The following is a 22,160-nucleotide window of genomic DNA, read 5'->3' as shown; positions in this document are numbered from 1 at the left end:
CGGCCGGGCCTCCGTGCTCACCGCGGGCGGCCCGAACCGCCCGCGAGCGGTCGTCTCCGCTCACTTCTCGACTCCGTACCTTCTCATCCTCGCCGCCTGAATGCGCGCCTGGGCGCCGCCGCGCCACACGTGGCAGATGGCGAGGGCCAGCGCGTCGGCGGCGTCGGCGGGCCGCGGCGGGGTGTCCAGCCGCAGCAGCCGCGTCACCATGCTGGTCACCTGGGCCTTGTCCGCCCGGCCGTTGCCGGTGACGGCGGCCTTGGCCTCGCTCGGGGTGTGCAGCGCGACGGGCAGCCCCCGCCGCGCCCCGCAGACGATCGCGACGGCGCCGGCCTGCGCGGTGCCCATGACGGTGGAGACGTTGTGCTGGCTGAACACCCGCTCGACGGCCACCGCGTCCGGGCGGAAGTCGTCCAGGAGCCTCTCCAGGCCGCGCTCCAGGCCGACCAGCCGGGTCCCGATGTCGTCGTCGGGGCTGGTGCGGATCACGTCGACGGTGACGAGCCGCAGCGGCGCGCCCGGCGCGCCGTCGACCACGCCCACGCCGCACCGGGTCAAGCCGGGGTCGACGCCGAGTACCCGCACGACCGCTCCTTCCGCTCCGAACAGGTGTTCGCAGCGAGGCTACTCGCCACGTACGACGCCCGGGCCGCCCCGGCCCCGGCGTGTCGCACCGGAATCGTCAGAAGTAGTCCAGCATGTACGGCGTCCCGCCGAAGGCGAGGTCCAGGATCGCGTCGGCGGAGGCGTCGCCCTCCGCGAGCCCGGAGCGGCGCAGGCGGCTCATCGGGACGCCCGCGTAGAGCGCGGCCAGGCCGCGGGCGGACAGGCGGACGGCGTCGCGCCCGTCGTCGGCGGGCGTCAGAGTGCCGCGGCCGCCGTCGAGGGTCAACCGCCAGGTGCCGGCGTTGCCCGGACGGACCTCGTCCGTGATCTCCAAGGGGATCTCCGCCGACAGCCCGCCGGGGAACCCGCGGGCGGCGACGGCCGCGGGCGCGTCGAGCACCCGCAGCATCCACGAGACCCGCTTGACCTCCTCGTGGGAACGGTCGCGCAGGAGCCAGAAGAGGGGATCGTCCGGGGCGACGCACGCGTACACGCTCCGGGCGACCGACGAGCCGGACCCGACGAGCGCCCACAGGGCCCGCGCGGTGTCGGCGGACCCGGCCACGCAGCGGTGCACGACCAGGCCCCGGGCGTCCGTGCTCCAGCCGTAGGCGAGGAAACCGTCCTCGGCGAGGTAGGCGAAGACGTCGTCGCCGTCCAGCAGGCCGCGGAACCAGTCCTCGCCCGGGTCGATCGGCCCATTGTCCCGCGCCTCGGCGTGCAGGCGGCGCAGCACGCCGACGATCTCGGGAGCGTCCTCCGGCCCGGCCCGCCGTACCTTCACCGGACCGGCGGCCAGCGTGCGCAGCGCCTCGGCCGGGACGGTGACGAAGTGCTGCGCACCCGCGTGCTCGTATCCGGCGGAGCGGTAGACCGGCGCGGTGGCCGGGTACAGCGCCGTAAGGGGCAGGCCGTCCATGGCGTCCAGGAGGCCACGTGCGAGGCGGCGCCCGATGCCGCGCCCGCGCTCCTCCGGAGCGACGTACACGCTGGCGACGCCGCCCATCGGCACCGCACGACCGTGCCACCACTGCTCGAACGAGTGGTACCGGCCGGAGGCGACGAGGCGGTCGCCGTCGTAGACCCCGAGGACCTCCCCCCGCCGGACGGCGGGACGGAAGAACCGGAGCCACCGCGCCTGGTCGTCCGGTCCGAAGGCCCGGATCCTCAGGTCGTAGGCGGCGCCGAGGTCCTCTGGGGCGAGCACGCGAATGTCCACGTGGGTACGCTACGGCATCGCCCGCGGCGCCCGGGGCAGGGCCGGGCGCCGCCTCCGCCGCACCGTCCGGGGCCGGGCACCGGCCCGGTCCCGGTGGATCAGGCCTCGATCTTCTCCATGATCTCGTCGGAGACGTCGAAGTTGGCGAAGACGTTCTGCACGTCGTCGCTGTCCTCCAGCGCCTCCAGGAGACGGAAGACCTTCTTGGCGTTGTCCTCGTCGACGGGGACGCTGACGCTCGGCAGGAAGTTGGCCTCGGCCGACTCGTAGTCGACACCGGCCTCCTGCAGGGCCTTGCGGACCGCCAGGAGGTCGCCGGACTCGCAGATCACCTCGAACGACTCGCCGAGGTCGTTGACCTCCTCGGCGCCCGCGTCGAGGACCGCCAGCATGACGTCGTCCTCGGAGGTGCCCTCCTTGGGCACGATGATGACGCCCTTGCGGTTGAACAGGTACGACACCGAGCCCGGGTCGGCCAGCGAGCCGCCGTTGCGGGTGAGCGCCGTGCGCACGTCGGAGGCCGCGCGGTTGCGGTTGTCGGTGAGGCACTCGATCAGGACGGCCACGCCGCCGGGGGCGTAACCCTCGTACATGATCGTCTGCCAGTCGGCGCCGCCCGCCTCCTCGCCCGCGCCGCGCTTGCGGGCCCGCTCGATGTTGTCGAGGGGCACCGAGTTCTTGCGGGCCTTCTGGATGGCGTCGTAGAGCGTCGGGTTGCCGTCCGGGTCGCCTCCGCCGGTCCGGGCGGCCACCTCGATGTTCTTGATGAGCTTGGCGAAAAGCTTGCCCCGCTTGGCGTCGAGGGCGGCCTTCTTGTGCTTCGTCGTCGCCCACTTGGAGTGGCCGCTCATTGGGTTCCCTTCACCATGTCGAGGAAGAGCCGGTGGATCCGCGCGTCGCCGGTGAGCTCCGGATGGAATGACGTCGCGAGCAAGTGTCCCTGCCGGACCGCAACGATCCTACCGGCGGCGTCGCCGGACTCCGCACGCCCGAGGACCTCGGCGTCGTCGCCGGCCGACTCCACCCACGGCGCCCGGATGAACACCGCGTGGTACGGCGCGTCGAGCCCCGTCACGTGGATGTCCTCCTCGAACGAGTCGACCTGGCGTCCGAACGCGTTGCGGCGCACGAGCATGTCGATGCCGCCGATGGTCTCCTGGCCCTCGGCGCCGTCGGCGATCCGGTCGGCCAGCATGATCATGCCGGCGCAGGAGCCGTAGGCCGGCATGCCCTGCTCGATCCGTTTGCGCAGCGGCTCCAGCAGCTCGAAGGTGCGTGCGAGCCGCCACATCGTCGTGGACTCTCCGCCGGGAATGACGATGGCGTCGACGCGATCGAGCTCCTCCGGACGGCGTACGGACTCCGTCGAGGCGCCGCAGGACTCCAGCGCGCGCCGGTGCTCGCGGACGTCGCCCTGCAGTGCGAGCACGCCGATCGTCGGGACAGCAGCCACGAATCAGCCCTTCAGAAATGAGATGTACGGACAATGAGCCTAGTGCCTGTCATAACAACGGCAGCAGGGAGTGATCTTCCCCGCGTACCGGCTCCGCGCTCAGCGCGCCCGGCCCGTGGGCAGCGGTGCGCCCCGCGTACACCGCGCGACCCGTGTGTCCCGTTCCGTGCCTACGCGTGGACCTGCACGGCCCGCGCCATGCGGCGCAGCTCCGGGGTCAGGTGCCCGACGTCGACCACGACGTCGCTCACGACGGCGTGGGCCGGCCCCGCGGGTGAGAACGACGTGGCGCACAGGCTCTCGGCCTCGCAGAGCGTCTCCTCCGCGGCCCGCAGATCACGGATCTCCGTCTGCGCCCGCGCGACGTCGATCAGATGGCGGCCGTAGGACCGCGGCGACAGCTCACCGGCGTGCACGTCCCCGGCCGACCGCAGCGCCAGGCCGGGTTCGTGGAGCATCGCGTAGGCGTGGGTGGCCTCCGTCGCCACCCGGGCCGGGCCGAACCCCACGTGATAGTCGAGGCGGTCGCGGGAGAACCGGCGCGCGGCCGAACCGGCGAGTCCCAGGTACTCCGTCGTCGGCGCGGTGCGGTCCGCGGCGCTGGCCGCGGCCATGGCGGCCAGCAGCAGGCCGCCCCACACCGTCAGGTCGCGGAGCGCGGCCTCGTCCATCGACGGCTCGGTGCTCGCGGCGATCGAGACGGCGTGCTCCTCGGACGCCCGGGGGCGGCCCTCGCACAGCAGGGTCCAGGAGTAGGTGCCGTGGAGCGTCTCCCACTCCAGCTCGTCACCGCCGCCCTCGGCGGCCCGGATCGCGCGTTCGGCGGCGACCTCGGCGAGGTCGCACCTGCCGTAGTGCACGAACAGGCGCGCGGCGAGCTGGTGCGCCTCGGCGAGCGGCCCGGCCGCGCTCGCCCCGAGCTCGCTCGACGCGAGGCGGGCCTCGCCGATCAGGCCCGGCAGCAGCCCGGCGAGGCGTGTCATGTTCCCCATCCGGTAGGCGTGCCAGGCGGCGTCGACCGCGGCGTTCAGCTCGGCGAGGTCGGGGGCCTCCCCGGCGTCGTCGGTGTCCATCCCGGGCATCGAGTCCGCCGACGCCACGACGTCGCCGAGGTCCTGGACGTCACCGGGCGGGCCCGGAGCGCGTTCCGCGCCGCGTTCCTCGGACCGGCGCCCGCCGAGCAGCCGCGAGACCTCGACGTTCAGCGCGTCCGCGAGCCTGGTGAGCCAGGTGAGGCGCGCCGTCCCCCGCCGGCCGTGCTCGAGCTTCTCGATCAGGGCGACGTCCACACCGGCGTCGTCCGCCAGTTCCCGCCGGGTCATGGAGCGCTCGTCGCGGAGCGACCTGAGCCGGTCACCGATGTTGTCGGGCTCGGACACTGTTCTGCACCCCCTGGTGCCGCCTGCGCTCCAAGCACTGCGCTCAAGGCGCTGCATTCAGGCTACGACCGATTCGTCCCCAGCGGCCAGCCCGAAAAGGGGGTTATCGGAGAGGCCGAGACGGAAGGACCCGCCGGTCGGTAGACAGCGGCACCAGCCGGTCAGCGAGAGCCGCGGCCCAGCTTGGCCGGCGAACGGATCTTGAACCGGCGAAGCGACAGCTCCAGGGGCAGGAAGCCGTCGTCGCCGCGCTCGGCGAGGCCACGGCCGAACAGGTGCTCGCGGGCCAGTGCCAGGCCGAACTCCTCGTAGTCGAACGGCAGGGGCACGTCGGGCGCGCCCTCGTCGATCGCCCTCCAGAAGGGCGCCTCCGCCGGAAGCCGCTCCCCCAGGTCGACGACGACGCCGTCCTCGGCCGTGACGAACACGTCCCGTCGCGGACGGTCGCCGGCGTACCACCGGAACCAGCACCCCGACACCATGCTGTGCAGGACGAGCACCCCGCAGGTGGACCCCGGCAGGGCCGCCGCGATGTGGTCGGCGAGCGTACGGGCCCGGTCGTCGACGTCGTAGAGCCGCCGGTCGCAGACGACCAGCGCGTCGCCGTACGCGCCGACGAACAGCTCGTCCTCGTACGGCCACAACGCGAAGTCCAGGACCGTGTCGCCGCTCTCGACGATCGCCGAATCCGGGTAGAGGCGCCGCGCCAGATCGGCGGCGGCGTCCGGGTCCGGGATCAGGCCCTGCCGGAACGCCCGGACCGGATCGTCAACGCTCGCGCACGCCAGCGCGATGGACCACGCCATGGGTCTCGTCCCTCCTGCGGCCACTGCACCGGTCCCGCGGAAGCGTCCCGCCGCCGGGCCCAGGACAGGTTAGCCCGCCCGCGCCGTGCTGGGGAGGGCCCGGTCGCCCGACGATCTCCGTGCCCCGCCCGACGATCTCCGTGCCCCGCCCGACGATCTCCGTGCCCCGCCCGATGATCTCCGAGCCTCGGCCGGCGAGCCCTCCGGGCCCCCTGGCCGGGGGCCCCTCTCCGGTGTGCTCGGTCATCGGGCCGGGACGACGAGGCCGGTCCCCTACCAGCCGCGCCCGGCGAGGCGGTCGGAGTCCTGCAGCGTCGAGACGTTGATGCCGACCATCGCCTCGCCGAGCCCGCGGGAGACCTTCGCGATGACGTCCGGGTCGTCGTAGAAGGTGGTGGCCTTCACGATCGCCTCGGCGCGCTTGGCCGGGTCGCCGGACTTGAAGATGCCCGAGCCGACGAACACGCCCTCGGCGCCCAGCTGCATCATCATCGCGGCGTCCGCCGGGGTGGCGATGCCGCCCGCGGTGAACAGCACGACGGGGAGCTTGCCGGCCGTGGCGACCTCCTTGACCAGCTCGTACGGGGCCTGCAGCTCCTTGGCCGCGACGAACAGCTCGTCCTCGGGCAGGGCGCCGAGGCGGCGGATGTCCTGGCGCAGGCGGCGCATGTGCGTGGTGGCGTTGGAGACGTCACCGGTGCCGGCCTCACCCTTGGAGCGGATCATGGCCGCGCCCTCGGTGATGCGGCGGAGCGCCTCGCCGAGGTTGGTGGCGCCGCAGACGAAGGGCACGGTGAAGGCCCACTTGTCGATGTGGTTCTCGTAGTCGGCCGGGGTCAGGACCTCGGACTCGTCGATGTAGTCGACACCGAGCGCCTGCAGGACCTGGGCCTCGACGAAGTGCCCGATGCGCGCCTTGGCCATGACCGGAATCGACACCGCGTTGATGATGCCCTCGATCATGTCCGGGTCGCTCATCCGGGAGACCCCGCCCTCGGCCCGGATGTCGGCGGGCACGCGCTCGAGCGCCATGACCGCGACGGCGCCGGCGTCTTCGGCGATCTTGGCCTGTTCCGGGGTGACGACATCCATGATCACGCCGCCCTTGAGCATCTCCGCCATCCCCCGCTTGACTCGGGCGGTGCCGGTCTCCGGAGTGGCGGTGGGCTGGGCGGGGGTGGCAGTGGACACGGGCTACCTCTTAGGAGAAATCGATCACGCTTGTCGCTCTCCATGGTAGTTCGAGGTGGGAGGGGCCGGCGCCCGGCTCCGGCGACGCCCGGTCGCGGCGGTGTTCACGGGGTGACGGGACGGCCCGCGTTGACGAGGACGACCCAGACCTGGCCGGGCGCGAAGGTCATCGGCTGCCCCGACGGGGTGGTGTAGGTCGTGCCCTGGTCCTCGGACGCGCGGGACCAGCGGGCGTCGTACGCCTTGCCGTCGCGCAGGACCGTCGCGGTCCCGGTGCCCACCGTCTGCATCAGCGGCGTGTAGTTGCCGAGGAAGTCGTGGAACTGCGACCGGGTCGTCCGTACCCGCTGGATCACGACGGTCTGCCCGCCGAGCCGCCCGCCTTCGGCGGCCTGGTCCGGACGGCCGTCCTGGGACACGAGCCAGCGGTGTTCCCCGGCCGACCACTGGAAGACGAGCGTCGACGACGGGTAGCGCGCGGTGTAGGACGCCGCCGCCGTGCCGCCGGGCGGCGCGGCGCCGAACCGGAAGCCGATGTCCCGCGCCGTCGTCGCTCCGGACGCCTTGGCGAGCAGTTCCTGCGGCGACGCGTACAGGTTGTACGGGGCCGGGTGGGGCCCGCCGCGGCTGTAGGCACCGGCCGCCTTGTCCGGGGAGACGTCGATCAGCGGGGCCCGCGCGAGGTAGGGCTTCATCTTGCTCTGCACACCGGAGTAGGCGAAGGCGGGCCGGCCGAACTGCGGCAGGATGTGCAGGTCCGAGATCCGGGCGCTGCGGACCGGCCCGACCTGCGGCGGGAGGGTCGAGGAGTAGATCGCCATGATGCGGGACAGGCCGCCTTCGACCTGTTCGACGTAGACGATGTCCGCCGAGCGCAGGCCGCGCTGGGGCTTCGCCGACCGAGTGTTGTCGATCTTGATGGCCAGGACGGGGCCGTTCCGCGCGCCCGGGCGGCCGGTGAAGGGATGCACCGGCTGAGCCGACGGTGACGGGGACGGCGTGGCCGCGGGTGCGGGGGTGCCCGCGGCTCTCGGCGGGGCCGCGCCGTTCGGCTCACTGGAGCACGCCGAGAAGGTCAGGACGGTGAGCGCGGCGGCGCTCAGCGCGGCGGCGCGTGGACCTTTGTGCGGCTGGAGAACGGACATGACGCGTCCTCTCCCACTAATCCGGAAAGGGCCAGACTAACCGAACGGCTTCCCGGCCGACGGCGTCACCCGCGCATCCGCGCCGGTCAGCGAGTACGTACGGCCCCGGCGGAGGCCGAAGCGGGGACTCCGGGCCCCCATGGGCTCGGACCGTCCGGCCAGCGCGCGGGGACGCCCGCCGCCCGAGCGTCGGGGCCGTCAGACCGGTCGGGCCACGTCGGCGGAGGTCTCCGGCGGGGCGTCGTCGATCTCGAAGAACTCCGGGAGCGGCGCCCGGCCGGCCAGGTGCAGCAGGCGCGGCAGGAGCTTGCGCCGCGCGGCGCGGGTCGCGGTCACCGCGTTGTTGTAGAAGCTGCGCGCGTACGCCACCTTCCGCGCGGCGGCGTCGAGCTCCTCCAGCAGCGCCGCGCCGTCCTCGCGGCCGGCGAGGGCGTCGCGGAAGCCCGGCTGCTCGACGACCGCCCGCAGCGCGCGGGACAGGTCGCTCTCGGCGAACTCCCGGTTGTCGGCGTCCGCGATGCGGGCCTCGTGGGCGGCCGCGGCCAGCAGCAGGCTGGTCGCCGGGTCGAGCAGGCGGGAGGCGGCGAACTCCAGGGCGACCGCCGCGCGCCGGACGAGCGCGACGTCGAGCCCGGCGCGCGCGGTCTCCAGGCGCACGTGCAGCCGGTCGATGCGGGTGGCGCGCCAGGAGACGTAGACGCCGAGCAGGAGGAGGACCGCGGCGGCGAGCGCGACGTTGAGCAGGGTGTGGTACACGATCAGCCCGCCGACGTCTCGACGACGGTCGCGTCCCCTGCCACGGTCTCGTACACGCGCACGACGTCGCGGGCGACCGTCGACCAGTCGTAGGCGCGCACGGCGGTCTTGGCCTCCGCCGACAGCTGCTTACGGCGGGCCGGGTCGTCCAGCAGCTCCGCCGCCGCGGCGGCCAGCGCCCCGGCGTCGCCCACCGGGAACAGCGCTCCGGCCCGGCCGTCGAGCAGCACGCGCCGGAACGCCTCGATGTCGCTGGCGAGGATCGGCGCCCCGGCGGACATCGCCTCGGCGAGCACGATGCCGAAGCTCTCCCCGCCGGTGTTGGGCGCGACGAACACGTCCACGGAGTGCAGGGCGCGGACCTTGTCGGCCTCGCTGACCAGGCCGAGCAGGACGACCCGGTCGCGCAGGTCCGGCGAGACCCGGGCCAGGACCTCCTCCTCGTCACCGGGCCCGGCGACGAGGAGCCGCAGGCCGGGGCGCCGCCGCCCGAGGATCTCGAAGGCGGACAGCAGGATCGGCAGGCCCTTGCGCTGTTCGTCCATGCGGCCGAGGAAGCCGAGCGCGCCGTCCTCCCCGGGCCAGCCGCGCAGCGGCTCGGCCATGGCGTAGCGCTCGGTGGTCACGCCGTTGGGGATGAGCACGGCGTCGCCGCCGAGGTGCTCGACGAGGGTCTTGCGTGCCTTCTCCGACACCGCGATCCGCGCGGTGATCTTCTCCAGGGCGCTCTGCAGGATCGGGCCGGCCGCCGACAGCGCCCGTGATCGTTCGAAGGAGGCGTGGAAGGTCCCCACGATCGGCCCGTCGGCGGCCCAGCAGGCCAGCAGGCCGAGCGAGGGCGCGGCCGGCTCGTGAACGTGGAGGACGTCGAACCCGCCCTCGCGGATCCAGCGGCGCACCCGGCTCGCGGACAGGAACCCGAACGCTAGCCGTGCCACCGAGCCGTTGTACGGCACCGGTACGGCGCGGCCCGCGGGCACGACGTACCAGGGCAGCGGCGAGTCCTCGTCGGCGGGCGCGATCACGGACACGTCGTGGCCGAGCGCGACCAGCGCCTCGGCGAGGTCGCGGACGTGCTGCTGCACACCGCCGGGAACGTCCCATGTGTAGGGACAGACGATCCCGATCTTCACCGACCGCCCGCCCTTTCCGCCGTCCGCGCCGTCTCGGTCATCTCAGCTCACCGGAGGTCCTCAAGCCAGACCCTCTGGAGCATGTGCCAGTCCTCCGGGTGGGCGGCGATGCCGCCGGCGAAGGCGTCCGCGAGGGACTGCGTCATCGCCCGGACCTTCTCCTGCCGCTCTCCCGCGTCGGGCACGGGGATCTCCTCGTGGACGCGGACACCCCAATCGTCTCCTTCGTACCACAAGGTGACCGGGCGGAGCGCGGCGCCCGTCTCGATGGCCAGCGCGGCAGGGCCCGCGGGCATCTTCGCGGCCCGGCCGAAGAACTCGACCTCCACGCCCGACGCGGTGAGATCCCGGTCGGCGACCAGGCAGACCAGGCGGGCCTCGCGCAGCCGCGCGGCCAGAGTGCGGAAGACGTCGCCGTCGCCGCCGGTGGCGGGGAGCACCTCCATGCCGAGGCTCGCCCGGTAGGCGATGAACCGGTCGTACAGCGATTCGGGCCGCAGCCGCTCCATCACCGTGGTGAACGGCACCCCGGACAGGCTGATCCAGGCGCCCGCGTGGTCGTAGTTGCCCATGTGCGGGAGGGCCGCCACGACGCCGCGCCCCGCGTCGAGGTCCTTGCGCAGGTCCTCGATGCCGGTGATGCGCATGCCGGACAGGATCCGCTCCCGGCTCGTCGCGGGCAGCCGGAACGCCTCCATCCAGTAGCGCATGTACGAGCGCATGCCCCGGCGGCTCAGCCCGCGCAGCTCCTCCTCGGAGACGTCGGGCCCGACGACCCGGCGGAGGTTCTTCTCCAGCTGCCGGACTCCACGGCCGCGCTGCCGCCACGTGCGGTCGGCGATCAGCATGAAGATCTCCCGGGCGACCGGTTCGGGCAGCCGTCGTACCGCCGCCCAGCCCAGCGCGTACGCGGCGTCGGCCGCCTCGTCCCTCATGACTGCTCGCTCACCTCGAGCACCTCGAGCTGACGGCGTACGGCCACGAACCGCTGCACGACGGTGATCGCGCTGGCCAGCGAGAGCAGCCAGAGCCCGATGGCCAGGACGTACGGGACGCCGAGTCCGTCGAGGCCGATCGCGACGAGACTGACGATCAGCCGCTCGCCGCGCTCGGCGATGCCGACGGTCGCGCCGACGCCGATGCCCTCGGCGCGCGCCCGCGCGTACGAGACGAGCGCCCCGGCCACGAGGCAGAACAGCGCGAGGCCGATCATCAGCAGGTCCTGGTGGTCCTGCCGGGCGAAGTAGAGGATCACCCCGGAGAAGATCGCCGCGTCGGACACCCGGTCCATGTTGGAGTCGAGGAAGGCCCCGAACCGGCTCGTCTTCCCCGTGACCCGGGCCACCGCACCGTCGAACATGTCGAAGAACACGAAGATCGTGATGACGACGGTTCCCCAGAAGAACTCGCCGCGCGGGTAGAAGCCGAGCGCGCCGCCGACGACACCGAGCGTGCCGATGAGGGTGATCGCGTTCGGCGTGAGACCGGTGCGGGCGAGCGCCCGGCCCACCGGTGTGATCACACGCGAGAGCGCCGGCCGCAACTGGTTGAGCATTGCCATCCTCTGATCGTGTTCTGGCCGCGATTTCATCGCCCCGTGGCCGTAGCCGCGCCACCCCCCGGGCGGGCCAATCGTAGTGCGTGGCGTCGGCGCAGGTGGGAACGGCTCATATCAGACAGGCCTCAACCCGGGCCCGGTCACCCCTTGTGATATGAGGCCGGGGCGGTAATGGTGGTGACCACGGGTGTGGCACCCGTCACACCCATCCGTCCTTTGGAGGTGGGCACGTGGCGGACAAGACAGCTCCCCAAGCCGCCGGCAGGGCACCAGCGGTCGACCAGCCCGACAAGATCCGCAACATCGCGCTGGTCGGCCACTCCGGAGCGGGTAAGACGACGCTCGTCGAGGCGCTGCTCGCTGCGACCGGTACCATCCAGCGGCCCGGTCGCGTCGAGGACGGCTCGACGGTCAGCGACTACGACGAGGTCGAGATTCGCCAGCAACGCTCGGTGAACCTCTCGCTCGCCTCGTTCATGCACGGCGGGCTCAAGGTCAATCTGCTCGACACCCCGGGCTACGCCGACTTCGTCGGCGACCTGCGGGCCGGGCTGCGGGCGGCCGACGCGGCGCTGTTCGTGGTCTCCGCGGTCGACGGCGTCGACGGCCTCACCCGGATGCTGTGGGAGGAGTGCGCGCTGGTCGGCATGCCGCGTGCGGTCGTCGTCACCAAGATCGACCAGCAGCGCGGCGACTTCGACGAGGTCCTCACCGCCTGCCAGGACGCCTTCGGCGACGGCGTCTTGCCGTGCTACTTCCCATGCGAGACCGGCCTGATCGGGCTGCTCACGGGCCGGTGCTTCGACTACTCCTCCGGCGAACGCGTCGAGCGCGACCCCGACCCGCAGTTCCTGGACCGCCTCGCCGAGCAGCGCGGCGCCCTCATCGAGGGGATCATCCAGGAGAGCGAGGACGAGACGCTCATGGATCGCTACCTCTCCGGGGAGCAGATCGACGTCAAGGTCCTCATCGAGGACATGGAGAAGGCGGTCGCGCGCGGCAGCTTCTATCCCGTGCTGGCCACGTCGGTCCCGCACGGGGACCATCCCGGGCCGGTGATCGGCATGCGCGAGCTCCTCGAGGTGATGACCCAGGCGTTCCCGTCGCCGCTCGAGCACGGCATCCCGGCGGTCACCAGGGTCGACGGCTCGCCCGCGAAGGACCTCACGTGCGACCTGGACGGGCCGCTGGTCGCCGAGGTCGTCAAGACCACCTCCGACCCGTACGTCGGCCGGATCTCGCTGGTCCGGGTGTTCTGCGGCACGCTACGGCCGGACGACACCGTGCACGTCTCCGGGCACGGCCTAGAGGACCGCGGCCACGAGGACCACGACATCGACGAGCGGGTCGGCGCGATCAGCTCTCCGCTGGGCAAGGCCCAGCGCACGATGTCCTCCTGCATCGCGGGGGACATCTGCGCGGTCGCCAAGCTCACCCACGCCGAGACGGGCGACACGATCTCCTCCAAGGAGTCCCCGCTGCTGATGGCGCCCTGGTCGATGCCGGATCCGCTGCTGCCGACGGCGATCCGCGCCAAGTCGAAGGCCGACGAGGACAAGCTGTCCCAGGCGCTGGCCCGGCTGGTGGCCGAGGATCCGACGCTGCGGCTGGAGAACAACTCCGAGACCCGCCAGCTCGTGCTGTGGAACATGGGCGAGGCGCACGCCGCCGTGCTCCTCGAGCGGCTGCGCAGCCGGTACGGCGTCGAGGTGGAGACCGTGCCGCTGCGGGTGCCGCTGCGCGAGACGTTCGGTGGCAGGGCGCAGGGCCTGGGCCGGCACGTCAAGCAGAGCGGCGGTCACGGGCAGTACGGCATCTGCCACATCGACGTCGAGCCGCTGCCGTCGGGCGGCGGGTTCGAGTTCATCGACAAGATCGTCGGCGGGGTCGTCCCGCGGCAGTTCATCCCGTCGGTCGAGAAGGGCCTGCGCATCCAGATGGAGCGCGGGGTCCTGGCCGGCTACCCGCTCGTCGACATCCGCGTCACCCTGCACGACGGCAAGGCGCACTCGGTCGACTCCTCCGACATGGCCTTCCAGACGGCGGGACAGCTCGCGCTCAAGGACGCCGCGGGCAAGACGCAGGTCCTGCTGCTGGAGCCGGTGGACGAGGTGTCGGTGCTCGTCGCGGACGACTACGTCGGCGCGGTGATGTCGGACCTGTCGTCCCGGCGCGGGCGGGTGCTCGGCACCGAGACCATCGCCGGGGGCCGTTCCCTGATCAGGGCGGAGGTTCCGCAGCTGGAGATCACCCGGTACGCGATCGACCTGCGCTCGATGTCGCACGGCACGGGGACGTTCAGCCGCTCGTTCCTGCGGTACGAACCGCTGCCGTCGCATCTGGCCGACAAGGTCGCCGCCGAGTCGAGGGAGTGACCTTCGCACCGGGCCGCCCGTACGCCCGCCGTACGGGCGGCACCGCCGCGCCGGGCCGTCCGGAGGACGAAACGATCATCCTCCGGAATGACGCTTTGTTAACCGAACGTTTGAGATGATCGCAGCATGGCTGACACGGGGGCTGGGGAGCACGGCAGGCGCACGGTTCTGCGCGCCGTCGCTCTCGGCGGCGCGGGTACGGCGGTCGGGCTCGCCGCCGGAGCGGCGATCGACTCGGCGGAGGCGGCGCCCGCCACGCCGCGCTCGGCGATGGCGGTGCCGTCGGCGGGGCCCTGGCGGCCGGGCGAGGGGCACGTCGACGTGACCTGGGCGGTGAACACCTCCCAGAAGCTGGTGGCCCTCACCTTCGACGACGGCCCGATGCCGAACTGGACGCCCATGGTCCACGACATCCTCGACGAGGAGAAGGTCAAGGCCACGTTCTTCCTCGTCGGCCAGCGCCTCGTGCGCAACGCCCGCCTCGTGCACGGCCGGATGGACCGCCACGAGGCCGGCAACCACACCTGGGCGCACCGCAACCTCGCCCAACTGGACCATCAGGCGGCGCTGACCCAGATGAAGCGGGCGCACGCCGCGATCGCCGAGATCACCGGCCGGGAGCCACGGCATCTGCGCCCGCCGTACGGCAACATCGGCGGCACGACGCTCAGCGCGGCGGGCGTCCTCGGCTACAACCTCGTCCTGTGGTCGATCAAGATGCTGGAGAAGACCTTCGAGAAGGACCCGCCCAAGCTGGTCGACTACATCGTGACCAACTCCGCGCCGGGCACGATCCTGCTCGCGCACGACACCGGCCACCCGGACCGCCTCGTCGCCCTGCGCAACCTCTCCGCGATGATCCGCGGGCTGCGCACCAAGGGCTTCGAGTTCGTCACCGTCTCCGAGCTGATCCAGGCGGGCGCCTCCGCGCCGGGCACGCACCCGGCGCAGTGACGGCCGAGGGCGGCGGGCCGCCCTGGCGTCACGGCCGTTCCGGCCGGTCGGGGATGAGCAGGCCCCGGTTGAACGCCTCGGCGACCGCCGCGGCACGGTCGCCGACCCCGAGCTTGGCGTAGATGTTCAGCAGGTGGGTCTTGACGGTGGCCTCGCTGATGAGCAGTCTGGCCGCCGCGTCCCGGTTGGTGGTCCCGGCCGCGACCAGTTCCAGGATCTCGAGTTCCCGCCGGCTGAGCGGCTTGGTCTCGGGCTCCCGGACCCGGCTCATCAGCCGGGTCGCCACCGATGGGGAGAGCACCGCCTGGCCGTGGGCGGCCGCGCGTACCGCCCGCAGCAGTTCGTCGCGGGGGGCGTCCTTGAGCAGGTATCCGGTGGCACCGGCCTCGATCGCCGGCAGGACGTAGCTGTCGGTGTCGTAGGTGGTCAGCACGAGCACGCGCGCGGCGACGCCCCGCCGGGCCAGCTCGGTGATCGCGGTCAGGCCGTCCACGCCGGGCATCCGCAGGTCCATCAGGATCACGTCGGGTTCGAGAACCTGGGCGAGCCGGATCGCCTCGGCGCCGTCGCCGGCCTCGCCGAGCACCTCGAAGCCCGGGTCGCGCGCGAACATGCCGCTCAGCCCGTCCCTGACCACGGGGTGGTCGTCGGCGATCACCAGCCTGATCGGCGCACCGGTCGCATGGCTCATGCGCCGGTCCCCGCGGGCGCGGCCGGGAGGCAGGCCGAGACGGCCGTGCCGACGCCGCGTTCCGATTCGACCTGGAGCGTCCCGGACAGGCTCTCGATGCGCTGCCGCATCGCGACGAGGCCGAACCCGCCGCTCTGCGCGCCCGCGTCCGGGCGCCGCGGACCCTCGTCCCCGGCGCCCGGCGGGCGGGCGCCGTCGCCGAGCCCGTCGGGTTCGAAACCCCTGCCGTTGTCACGCACGTCCAACGCGACCTCGTTCTCCATGTAGGACAGTGTCAGCCCGACCTTGGTGGCCCGCGCGTGCTTGGCGACGTTCGCCAGCGCCTCCTGCGCGGTGCGCAGCAGCGCGACATCGGCCTCCGGCGGCATCGGCCGCGCCTTGCCGGTGGTGACGACCTGGACCTCGATGCCGTGCAGCGCCGACCAGCGCCCGGCCACGTCGGCCAGCGCCTCGCTCAGCCGTGCCGCCTCCAGCGCCTCGGGGCGCAGCGCGTGGACCGACCGCCGCGCCTCGGACAGGCTCTCCCTGGCCAGCCGCGTCGCCGCCTGCACGTGCCGGCGCCACTGCGCCTGATCATCGGCGAACTGCTCGGCCGCCTGCAGCTGGGTGATGATCCCGGTGAGCCCCTGCGCCAGCGTGTCGTGGATCTCGCGGGCCATCCGCTGCCGCTCGTCGGACACTCCGGCCTCCCTCGCCTGAGTCAGCAACTGCTGCTGCAGGCCGGCGTTCTCGGCCATGCTCGCCTCGAGCCTGCGGTTCGCCTCGCGCACCTCCGCGAGGGCCTGCTCACGCAGTTCGTCGTGCTCATCGCTCTTCCGGCCGAGCCAGGCGAGACCGCACATGGGAAGGACGTTCACGGCGAGCACGGCCAGGTAGCCGAGCACGCCATAGATGTTCGTCTTGGGTATCGGGGATGCCTGCGCGGTGCCCGCCACGATCGCCACGCCGGCGATGGCGGCCAGCTCCCACGGCCAGGGCAGCAGCCGGAAGGAGTAGAAGTAGCAGGCGGGCGTGAACAGCGAGAACCAGGGATTCCTGAGCACCAGGATCGCCACGAGCACGATCAGCACGCCCACGAACGACCCCATGACCCGCGGGCGCTCCCGCCAGGCCGGATGCAGCGTGAACATCCACAGCATCCACGCCGCCGTCAGCGCGCACAGCGTGAGGTCGACGGTGAAGGAGTCGCCGTTGGACCGTCTCATCGCCACGGTGACACCGGTCAGGACCGCCAGCAGCGGGTAGGGCACGACGGTCGTCATCAGGAGCCATCGCCGGTTCCCTAGGCCCTGCCGGGTGTGCGGCGTCGGATCGCTCATTCGCATCCTTCCGGCTGCGCCCTACTCCCAGCGGAACAATCTACTGGCGGCGAGCCCGAACACCACCGCGTACGCGGCCATGACGAGCAGTTGTTGCGGGTGTGGCCAGTGCCCCTCGGCCGCCAGCCGCAGTGCCTGGACCGCCGGGCCGAGCGGCGTGCCGTGGCTGATGTGACGCAGAAGCGGGGGCATCTGGGCGATGGGCACCCACAGTCCGGCGAAGAACATCATCGGGAAGAACAGGATCGTGCCGATCGCCTGGGCGGCCCGTCCGCTCGCGGCCGTCGCGGCGACGAACAGGCCGACCGCCATGAGCGCGGCCGCGGCGAGCAACACGGCGATGACGAACCCCACCGGCTGCTTCGGCAGGGCCACGCCGTAGGCGACCCTGGCCACGACGAGGATCGCGACGACCGCGACGACGGTCACGGCGGCGTTGACCGCGAGCTGGGCGGCGAGCAGCCGGACCGGGCCCATCGGCGTCGTCCGCAGCCGGCGCAGGACGCCTTTCTCCCGGTAACCGGCCAGGACCATCGGCAGCGCGCTGAGCGCGAGCATCGCGATCGAGAACGCGATCAGGACGGGCACGTAGATCTCGAGCGTGGTGGCGCCGCCGAAGTCCTTCCGGGGCTTCCGGAACGAGTGGATGCCACCGAAGATGACCAGCAGCAGCAGCGGGAACCCGACGCCCCAGATGGGCCCGATCCGCTCGCGGACAAAGAGCTTCAGCTCGGTGACGACGAGCCGCCCGAACGCGGAACGCGGCGTGGTCGCCGACGGCGCCGCGGTGGTGGTGACGGACATGATGATGCCTCCTGATCCTGGGGTGACCGGGCCTAGTTCCGGCCGGGCCGGTTCCGGCTCGCGTGCCGTTCGTTCTCGGGGCGCCGCCCGGTCAGCGCGACGAAGGCGTCCTCCAGGCCGGCCTGCTCGACGCGCAGTTGCCGCGCCACGATGTTGTTACGGGCCAGCACGGAGGTGACCGCGTTCAGCGCGTTGTCGTTGCCCGTGACCACCACGACGTCGCCCCGGTGGACGACGCCGGTCACCTCCGGCAGGCCGGTCAGCAGCCGGTCATCGAACGGCACGGACGGCCGGAAGTGGATCCGCTGTTCGGTCTGGACCCGTTCGGTCAGCCCGGCCGGGGTGTCCACCACGACGGTGCGGCCCATGTCGATCAGCGCGATCCGGTCGCACAGCCGCTCGGCCTCCTCCATGAAGTGGGTGACGAGCAGGATCGTGACGCCGCGGGCGCGGACGTCCTCGATCAGCTGCCAGGTGTCGCGTCTGGCCTGCGGGTCGAGGCCGGTGGTCAGCTCGTCGAGTACCGCCACCCGCGGGTTCCCGATCAGCGCCAGCGCGATCGAGAGCCGCTGTCTCTGGCCGCCGGACAGCTTCCCGCACCTGGTCGAGCTCTTGTCCGCGAGCCCGAGCGTCTCCATCAGCGCACGCGGGTCCGCCGGTGTCCGGTAGAAGGAGCCGTAGAGCGTGAGCGCCTCCCCGACCTTCAACCGGCCGGGCAGCTCGCCGTCCTGGAGCTGCACGCCGAGTTGCTGGGTGAGCTCGGCGCGGTCCCGCTGCGGGTCGAGCCCGAGCACGCTGATCTCGCCCCGGTCCGGCCTGCGCAGCCCCTCGACGCACTCCACCGTCGTGGTCTTGCCCGCGCCGTTGGGGCCGAGGATCCCGAAGATCTCCCCCTCCTGGACGGTGAGGGAGACGTCATCGACCGCCACGGTGTCCCCGTAGCTCTTGTGCAGGTTGTGCACCTCGATCACTGCTGGCATGCGGTGGCCCTTCCGGCGTTCCGGTCTGTCGCGACCTCGTGCCTTCAGCCTCGCGAAGCCCGCCCGGACGCGGTATCGACCACCCGGCGAAATCCCGCGGGCGCACGGACGGAGGCGCGCGGTGGACCGGACGGTGGAGCCGATCCACCGATCGGTTGACCGCCCATCGTGATCGCGGGCCCATCGGCCGCCGGGCGGCCGCGCCGGCTCAGCGCGTGCCGGGACGCTCGGCGGCGGGCAGCGCGCAGGCCGGGGTGCCGCCGGGCAGCCGGTGCCGGTTGTTCGCGATGAGGCGGTACACCCCGTGCGCGGCCCAGCGGAACGGCGGAACCCGCGCGAGGAGACCGAGCGGCCGCCAGAACCCACCGGCGTCGATCAGCAGCCGGGCCACCGCCTGCGCCCCGCCGTACACCCGGCCGTCCTTGATCCAGAGCACCTCGTACTCGGCGCGTTCGGCGGTCGTGCCGAGCGCCGCGAGGTCCGCGTGCTGGAACGGGACGACCTCGGCCTCCGCCGGCACCCGCAGCCGCCGTTCCCTGGCCCCGATGAGCCGGACGGCCTTCGTGCAGATCCCGCAGTCCCCGTCGTACACCAGAACCGGTCGCGTCATGCGCCCATCCTCACCCGAGCCGATCGGGCGCCGCCCCGCGGGGATGGCGCCGACGACCCGCCGCGGCCCTGCCGATGTCAGGCCCGCGGCGACGCCTCAGCCGGTTCCCGTCACCAGACGAGGTCGTCCGGTTCGAACGCCTCGTCATGGGCGTCGGTGTGCTGCAGCGTACGGAACCGGCCGTCGTCGATGCGGCCGAAACCGAAGTCGTTCGTGTTCCCGCCGTCGTGGAAGAGCAGGTGACGCCCGCTCGGATCGGTTCGGAGCGAGACGCGCCCGGACCAGTGGGGCAGCGGCGGCACAGGCTGTCCGTCCTCGGACTCGTGGTACAGCGTGCGGAGCACCCGCCCGTCGGCAACGGCGATCTCACAGATCGTGTACGTCCCGTCGAGCGGCGCGTACTCCCCCACCACACTGATCGTGTCCCCGTCTCCGCTGATCGCGGCCGCCCAGATGTCCGTCAGCCGTGCGGACCGGCGGACGAGGACGGCGCTGGACAGCAGGCTGGAGTCCTTCGCGTCCGTGTTCAGGAGCCTGACCACGCCGTTCCTGGTCAACCGGTGGTTTCCGTCGTCCGGCTGATGAGTGGGTTCCCGGCGAAGGAACGCGACCTTACGGTCGTCGGCGGTCCAGGAGAGGCTGGAGATCACGCTCTCCTCTGGGTCGGTCCACTCCCGCTGTGCGCCGGTCCGCAGATCGACCACGCCGATCTTGTAGAAGACGCGGTCCGCCGGGGTGCCGCAGGGCAGCACCGCGTACGCCAGCCTTCTGCCGTCCGGGGAGACGGCGAGCCCGCCGGGCAGCGCCTCCCGACGCATCGTCCCGCCCTGGATCCGCGTTCCGAGCGGCGTGAATGAGGCGATCCTGCCGTTGTCGGCGACCCGCATGCGGTAAACGCGGATGGTGTCGCACGCGGTCTGCCGGATCGGCACCTCCATGACGAAGAAGGTCCGGTTGTCCTGGGCGGCGGTGACGTACTGGAAGGTCAGGCCCTGCGATGCCGCCCTGGTGTCGTACGGCTTCTCCGTCCTGGAGTCTCGCACCTCGACGCGAGACGCTCCCTTCGGGAACTCGCCGAACCCGGTCACCGCCACGATGAAGGCCGGTCCGCCTCCCCCGGCCGCCGCGTTCGGCTGCGGCCGCCCGGTGATCGCCACCACCAGGGCGACGGCGATGGCGACCGCGGCCGCGCTCATCGCCGGCACCGCCCAGGTACGCCGTCGGCGTCGTTGCGGGAGGGACAGCGGCCGGACCGTCTCGGGCCGCACCGCATGAGCCCCTTCGGCGAAGGCGTCGCGGAGGCGCTCCTCGATTCCGGTCATGATTCCTCCCCGAGCTTCCTGGCGAGCGCGGTGAGCGCCCGGGAGGTGGTCGACTTGACGGTGCCGCGGCTGACGCCCATCACCTCGGCGATCTCGGCTTCGGACAGATCGAGGTAGTACCGCAGCACGAGCGCCTCACGCTGGCGACGCGGCAGCGACCGGAGGGCCAGGAAGACCTCCCGGCGGTCCTCCCCGAGCAGCGCCGCCGACTCCGCGGACCAGATGGGCGGCTCGTAATCACCACCGAAGCGTCGCGCGACCGCGCGCCTGCGCAGTACCCCGCGACAGCCGTTGAGCACCGAGGCGCGGATGTACGGGAGAGGGTTCCCTGGATCGCGCAATCGGTCGATCCGTCGGTGCACGGCCGCGAAGGCGTCCTGGACGACGTCCTCGGCGGTGGCCTGGTCCCCGACGATGAACAGCGCCATCCGGACGAGTTCCAGGTGGTGCCGGCGGAAGACCGTGGTCAGGACCACGGCCGAGCCGTGGTCCTCCTGTTCCGTGCCGGCAACCGGCTCCGCCGCCAGGGCGTCCTCCCGCGATGCGCCGCCCACGCCGCCCGGCGGCCCGTGCCAGGTCGCGCCCCGCTCCGCAGCGATCTTCAGTCTCATGCCCCTTACATGCGGGACACGCCGGAAAGGTTGCTCGCCGCGCGGCACTTGTCCCGTGGCCGGGACCGGACCTCAGTCGTGCGGCCAGGCGTCCGCGATGATCTGGCGGGTCTCGCGCAGCAGCTGGGGCAGCACCTTGGTCTGGCCGATGACCGGCATGAAGTTGGTGTCCCCGCCCCAGCGCGGGACGACGTGCTGGTGGAGGTGGGCGGCGATGCCCGCCCCGGCGACCGTGCCGAGGTTCATCCCGACGTTGAAGCCGTGCGCGCCGCTCGCCTTGCGCAGCGCGGTGATCGCGTCCTGGGTGAGCCGGGCGACCTCGGCGGTCTCGGTGCCGTCGAGCTCGGTGTAGTCCGCGACGTGCCGGTACGGGCAAACCATGAGGTGACCGGAGTTGTACGGGTAGAGGTTGAGGACGGCGAACGCACTGTCCCCGCGCCGGACGATCAGGCCGTCCTCGTCGCTCATCTTCGGGATCTCGCAGAAGGGACAGCCGTCGTCCGCCCCCGCCCCGGTGGGCTTGCTCTCACCCTTGATGTAGGCCATCCGGTGCGGCGTCCACAGGCGCTGGAACTGGTCGGGCTCCCCGACTCCGTACTGTTCCTCATGGTCGGACTCGGTCATGCCAGCAGCATAGGACCGATCCGGCACCGAACCACCTGCGGGTACCGACCGAGCGCTCGGTCACCCATCAAGCCGACATGCGCGACCCTCGAGAATGGATCCGCCATCTTGATGAGTCGGAACCCACCGTCCGGGCCGGCGTGCGCGCCCACCATCATCGGCAGGTCGCGCTGGAGGTACTCCGCGGCGTACAGCTACCCCACGCACATGCGCATGGGAATAACAAAGGTCGAGGCGGGTGCCCGAGTTGGAGAGCCCGGCACCCGCCTCGACTGCACGCCGACCGAAGGAGTCGCGATGCACCAACGATCCGACGCGCCCCCTGTCTACCACGGCAGGGGGATCATCACCCGGCTCATGGCACGGCTGCGCCGCCGGCCGGAGGTGCCCCGGCTGTTCGCGCTCGTGCGCGAGGACGACGGGGACGGGACCGAGTTCGTCGCCTGGGGCATGGCCCTGCCCGACGGGCGGGCGGTCACCTTCGGCAGGGGCAATGTCGGACAGTGGTCGGGCCCGGCGAGCGCCGCCCGGCTGATGTTCGCCGACCTGCGATGGCTGTGAGCGGCGAAGAAGAATGATCCCTGGCGTGTACCGCCCTCTATGGGCGGCACACGCCAGGGATCA

The 22,160-nt window shown here is 72.3% G+C and carries 23 protein-coding genes; 3 read left to right on the top strand and 20 right to left on the bottom strand.

What is annotated here, in order from left to right:
- Positions 1–60: 60 nt before the first annotated feature.
- The 12 genes from ruvC to pgsA form a co-directional block, all read right to left on the bottom strand.
- A complete protein-coding gene (gene ruvC / locus NE234_RS26205; protein ID WP_252783296.1) occupies positions 61–585 on the bottom strand; it encodes a crossover junction endodeoxyribonuclease RuvC in 525 nt (174 codons plus the stop codon).
- Between the two features lie 97 nt (positions 586–682).
- Entirely contained in the window at positions 683–1,825 is a 1,143-nt protein-coding gene (locus NE234_RS26200) for a GNAT family N-acetyltransferase (RefSeq protein WP_252783295.1), read from the bottom strand.
- 98 nt (positions 1,826–1,923) lie between these two features.
- Entirely contained in the window at positions 1,924–2,676 is a 753-nt protein-coding gene (locus NE234_RS26195; RefSeq protein WP_252783294.1) for a YebC/PmpR family DNA-binding transcriptional regulator, read from the bottom strand.
- Positions 2,673–3,278: a pyridoxal 5'-phosphate synthase glutaminase subunit PdxT gene (gene pdxT, locus NE234_RS26190; RefSeq protein WP_252783293.1), complete on the bottom strand. Its 606-nt coding sequence runs from the start codon at positions 3,276–3,278 to the stop codon at positions 2,673–2,675. The genes NE234_RS26195 and pdxT overlap by 4 nt, the downstream gene beginning before the upstream one ends.
- 170 nt (positions 3,279–3,448) lie before the next feature.
- Complete coding sequence (locus NE234_RS26185; protein ID WP_252783292.1) at positions 3,449–4,657, bottom strand: helix-turn-helix domain-containing protein; 1,209 nt, start codon at positions 4,655–4,657, stop codon at positions 3,449–3,451.
- Between the two features lie 161 nt (positions 4,658–4,818).
- Complete coding sequence (locus NE234_RS26180) at positions 4,819–5,463, bottom strand: DUF6928 family protein (protein ID WP_252783291.1); 645 nt, start codon at positions 5,461–5,463, stop codon at positions 4,819–4,821.
- Between the two features lie 273 nt (positions 5,464–5,736).
- Complete coding sequence (pdxS, locus tag NE234_RS26175) at positions 5,737–6,654, bottom strand: pyridoxal 5'-phosphate synthase lyase subunit PdxS (protein ID WP_308206030.1); 918 nt, start codon at positions 6,652–6,654, stop codon at positions 5,737–5,739.
- Between the two features lie 104 nt (positions 6,655–6,758).
- Positions 6,759–7,799, bottom strand: coding sequence for a DUF3048 domain-containing protein (locus NE234_RS26170; RefSeq protein ID WP_252783290.1), 1,041 nt, complete (start codon positions 7,797–7,799; stop codon positions 6,759–6,761).
- A 198-nt stretch (positions 7,800–7,997) separates the two neighbouring features.
- Positions 7,998–8,555, bottom strand: coding sequence for a hypothetical protein (locus NE234_RS26165; protein ID WP_252783289.1), 558 nt, complete (start codon positions 8,553–8,555; stop codon positions 7,998–8,000).
- A 2-nt stretch (positions 8,556–8,557) separates the two neighbouring features.
- Complete coding sequence (locus NE234_RS26160) at positions 8,558–9,688, bottom strand: glycosyltransferase family 4 protein (protein WP_252783288.1); 1,131 nt, start codon at positions 9,686–9,688, stop codon at positions 8,558–8,560.
- Between the two features lie 47 nt (positions 9,689–9,735).
- Complete coding sequence (locus NE234_RS26155; protein ID WP_252783287.1) at positions 9,736–10,623, bottom strand: phosphatidylinositol mannoside acyltransferase; 888 nt, start codon at positions 10,621–10,623, stop codon at positions 9,736–9,738.
- Positions 10,620–11,243, bottom strand: coding sequence for a phosphatidylinositol phosphate synthase (gene pgsA / locus NE234_RS26150; RefSeq protein WP_252783353.1), 624 nt, complete (start codon positions 11,241–11,243; stop codon positions 10,620–10,622). The genes NE234_RS26155 and pgsA overlap by 4 nt, the downstream gene beginning before the upstream one ends.
- A gap of 233 nt (positions 11,244–11,476) precedes the next feature.
- Between pgsA and NE234_RS26145 the strand changes: the two genes are divergently transcribed.
- Entirely contained in the window at positions 11,477–13,621 is a 2,145-nt protein-coding gene (locus tag NE234_RS26145) for an elongation factor G-like protein EF-G2 (RefSeq protein ID WP_252783286.1), read from the top strand.
- A 126-nt stretch (positions 13,622–13,747) separates the two neighbouring features.
- Positions 13,748–14,575, top strand: a complete 828-nt coding sequence (locus NE234_RS26140) for a polysaccharide deacetylase family protein (RefSeq protein WP_252783285.1) — start codon at positions 13,748–13,750, stop codon at positions 14,573–14,575.
- 28 nt (positions 14,576–14,603) lie between these two features.
- On the opposite strand, the gene NE234_RS26135 is transcribed toward NE234_RS26140, so the two are convergent.
- The 8 genes from NE234_RS26135 to NE234_RS26100 all read right to left on the bottom strand — a co-directional run bounded on the left by NE234_RS26135 (position 14,604) and on the right by NE234_RS26100 (position 21,536).
- Entirely contained in the window at positions 14,604–15,266 is a 663-nt protein-coding gene (locus NE234_RS26135) for a response regulator transcription factor (protein WP_252783284.1), read from the bottom strand.
- The gene (locus NE234_RS26130; RefSeq protein WP_252783283.1) at positions 15,263–16,585 is read right to left on the bottom strand and encodes a sensor histidine kinase; all 1,323 of its coding nucleotides are present in this window, start codon (positions 16,583–16,585) and stop codon (positions 15,263–15,265) included. The genes NE234_RS26135 and NE234_RS26130 overlap by 4 nt, the downstream gene beginning before the upstream one ends.
- 21 nt (positions 16,586–16,606) lie before the next feature.
- Positions 16,607–17,389: an ABC transporter permease gene (locus tag NE234_RS26125; RefSeq protein ID WP_252783282.1), complete on the bottom strand. Its 783-nt coding sequence runs from the start codon at positions 17,387–17,389 to the stop codon at positions 16,607–16,609.
- 32 nt (positions 17,390–17,421) lie between these two features.
- Complete coding sequence (locus NE234_RS26120; RefSeq protein ID WP_252783281.1) at positions 17,422–18,369, bottom strand: ABC transporter ATP-binding protein; 948 nt, start codon at positions 18,367–18,369, stop codon at positions 17,422–17,424.
- Between the two features lie 208 nt (positions 18,370–18,577).
- The gene (locus tag NE234_RS26115; RefSeq protein ID WP_252783280.1) at positions 18,578–18,979 is read right to left on the bottom strand and encodes a thiol-disulfide oxidoreductase DCC family protein; all 402 of its coding nucleotides are present in this window, start codon (positions 18,977–18,979) and stop codon (positions 18,578–18,580) included.
- A 110-nt stretch (positions 18,980–19,089) separates the two neighbouring features.
- Complete coding sequence (locus tag NE234_RS26110; RefSeq protein ID WP_252783279.1) at positions 19,090–20,301, bottom strand: beta-propeller domain-containing protein; 1,212 nt, start codon at positions 20,299–20,301, stop codon at positions 19,090–19,092.
- Entirely contained in the window at positions 20,298–20,912 is a 615-nt protein-coding gene (locus tag NE234_RS26105) for an RNA polymerase sigma factor (protein WP_252783278.1), read from the bottom strand. The genes NE234_RS26110 and NE234_RS26105 overlap by 4 nt, the downstream gene beginning before the upstream one ends.
- 72 nt (positions 20,913–20,984) lie before the next feature.
- On the bottom strand, positions 20,985–21,536 hold the full coding sequence (locus tag NE234_RS26100; protein WP_252783277.1) for an HIT family protein: 552 nt from the start codon (positions 21,534–21,536) through the stop codon (positions 20,985–20,987).
- 297 nt (positions 21,537–21,833) lie between these two features.
- On the opposite strand from NE234_RS26100, the gene NE234_RS26095 reads away from it, so the two are divergent.
- Positions 21,834–22,097 (top strand): hypothetical protein, encoded by a 264-nt coding sequence (locus NE234_RS26095; RefSeq protein ID WP_252783276.1) that lies wholly within the window; start codon positions 21,834–21,836, stop codon positions 22,095–22,097.
- The last annotated feature ends 63 nt before the right edge of the window (positions 22,098–22,160 follow it).

The organism is Actinoallomurus rhizosphaericola, assembly GCF_024055675.1.
Classification (GTDB): Bacteria; Actinomycetota; Actinomycetes; order Streptosporangiales; family Streptosporangiaceae; genus Actinoallomurus; species Actinoallomurus soli.
The sequence above is the reverse complement of the archived record's forward strand: the minus strand, read 5'-3'. Positions and strand labels throughout refer to the sequence as shown.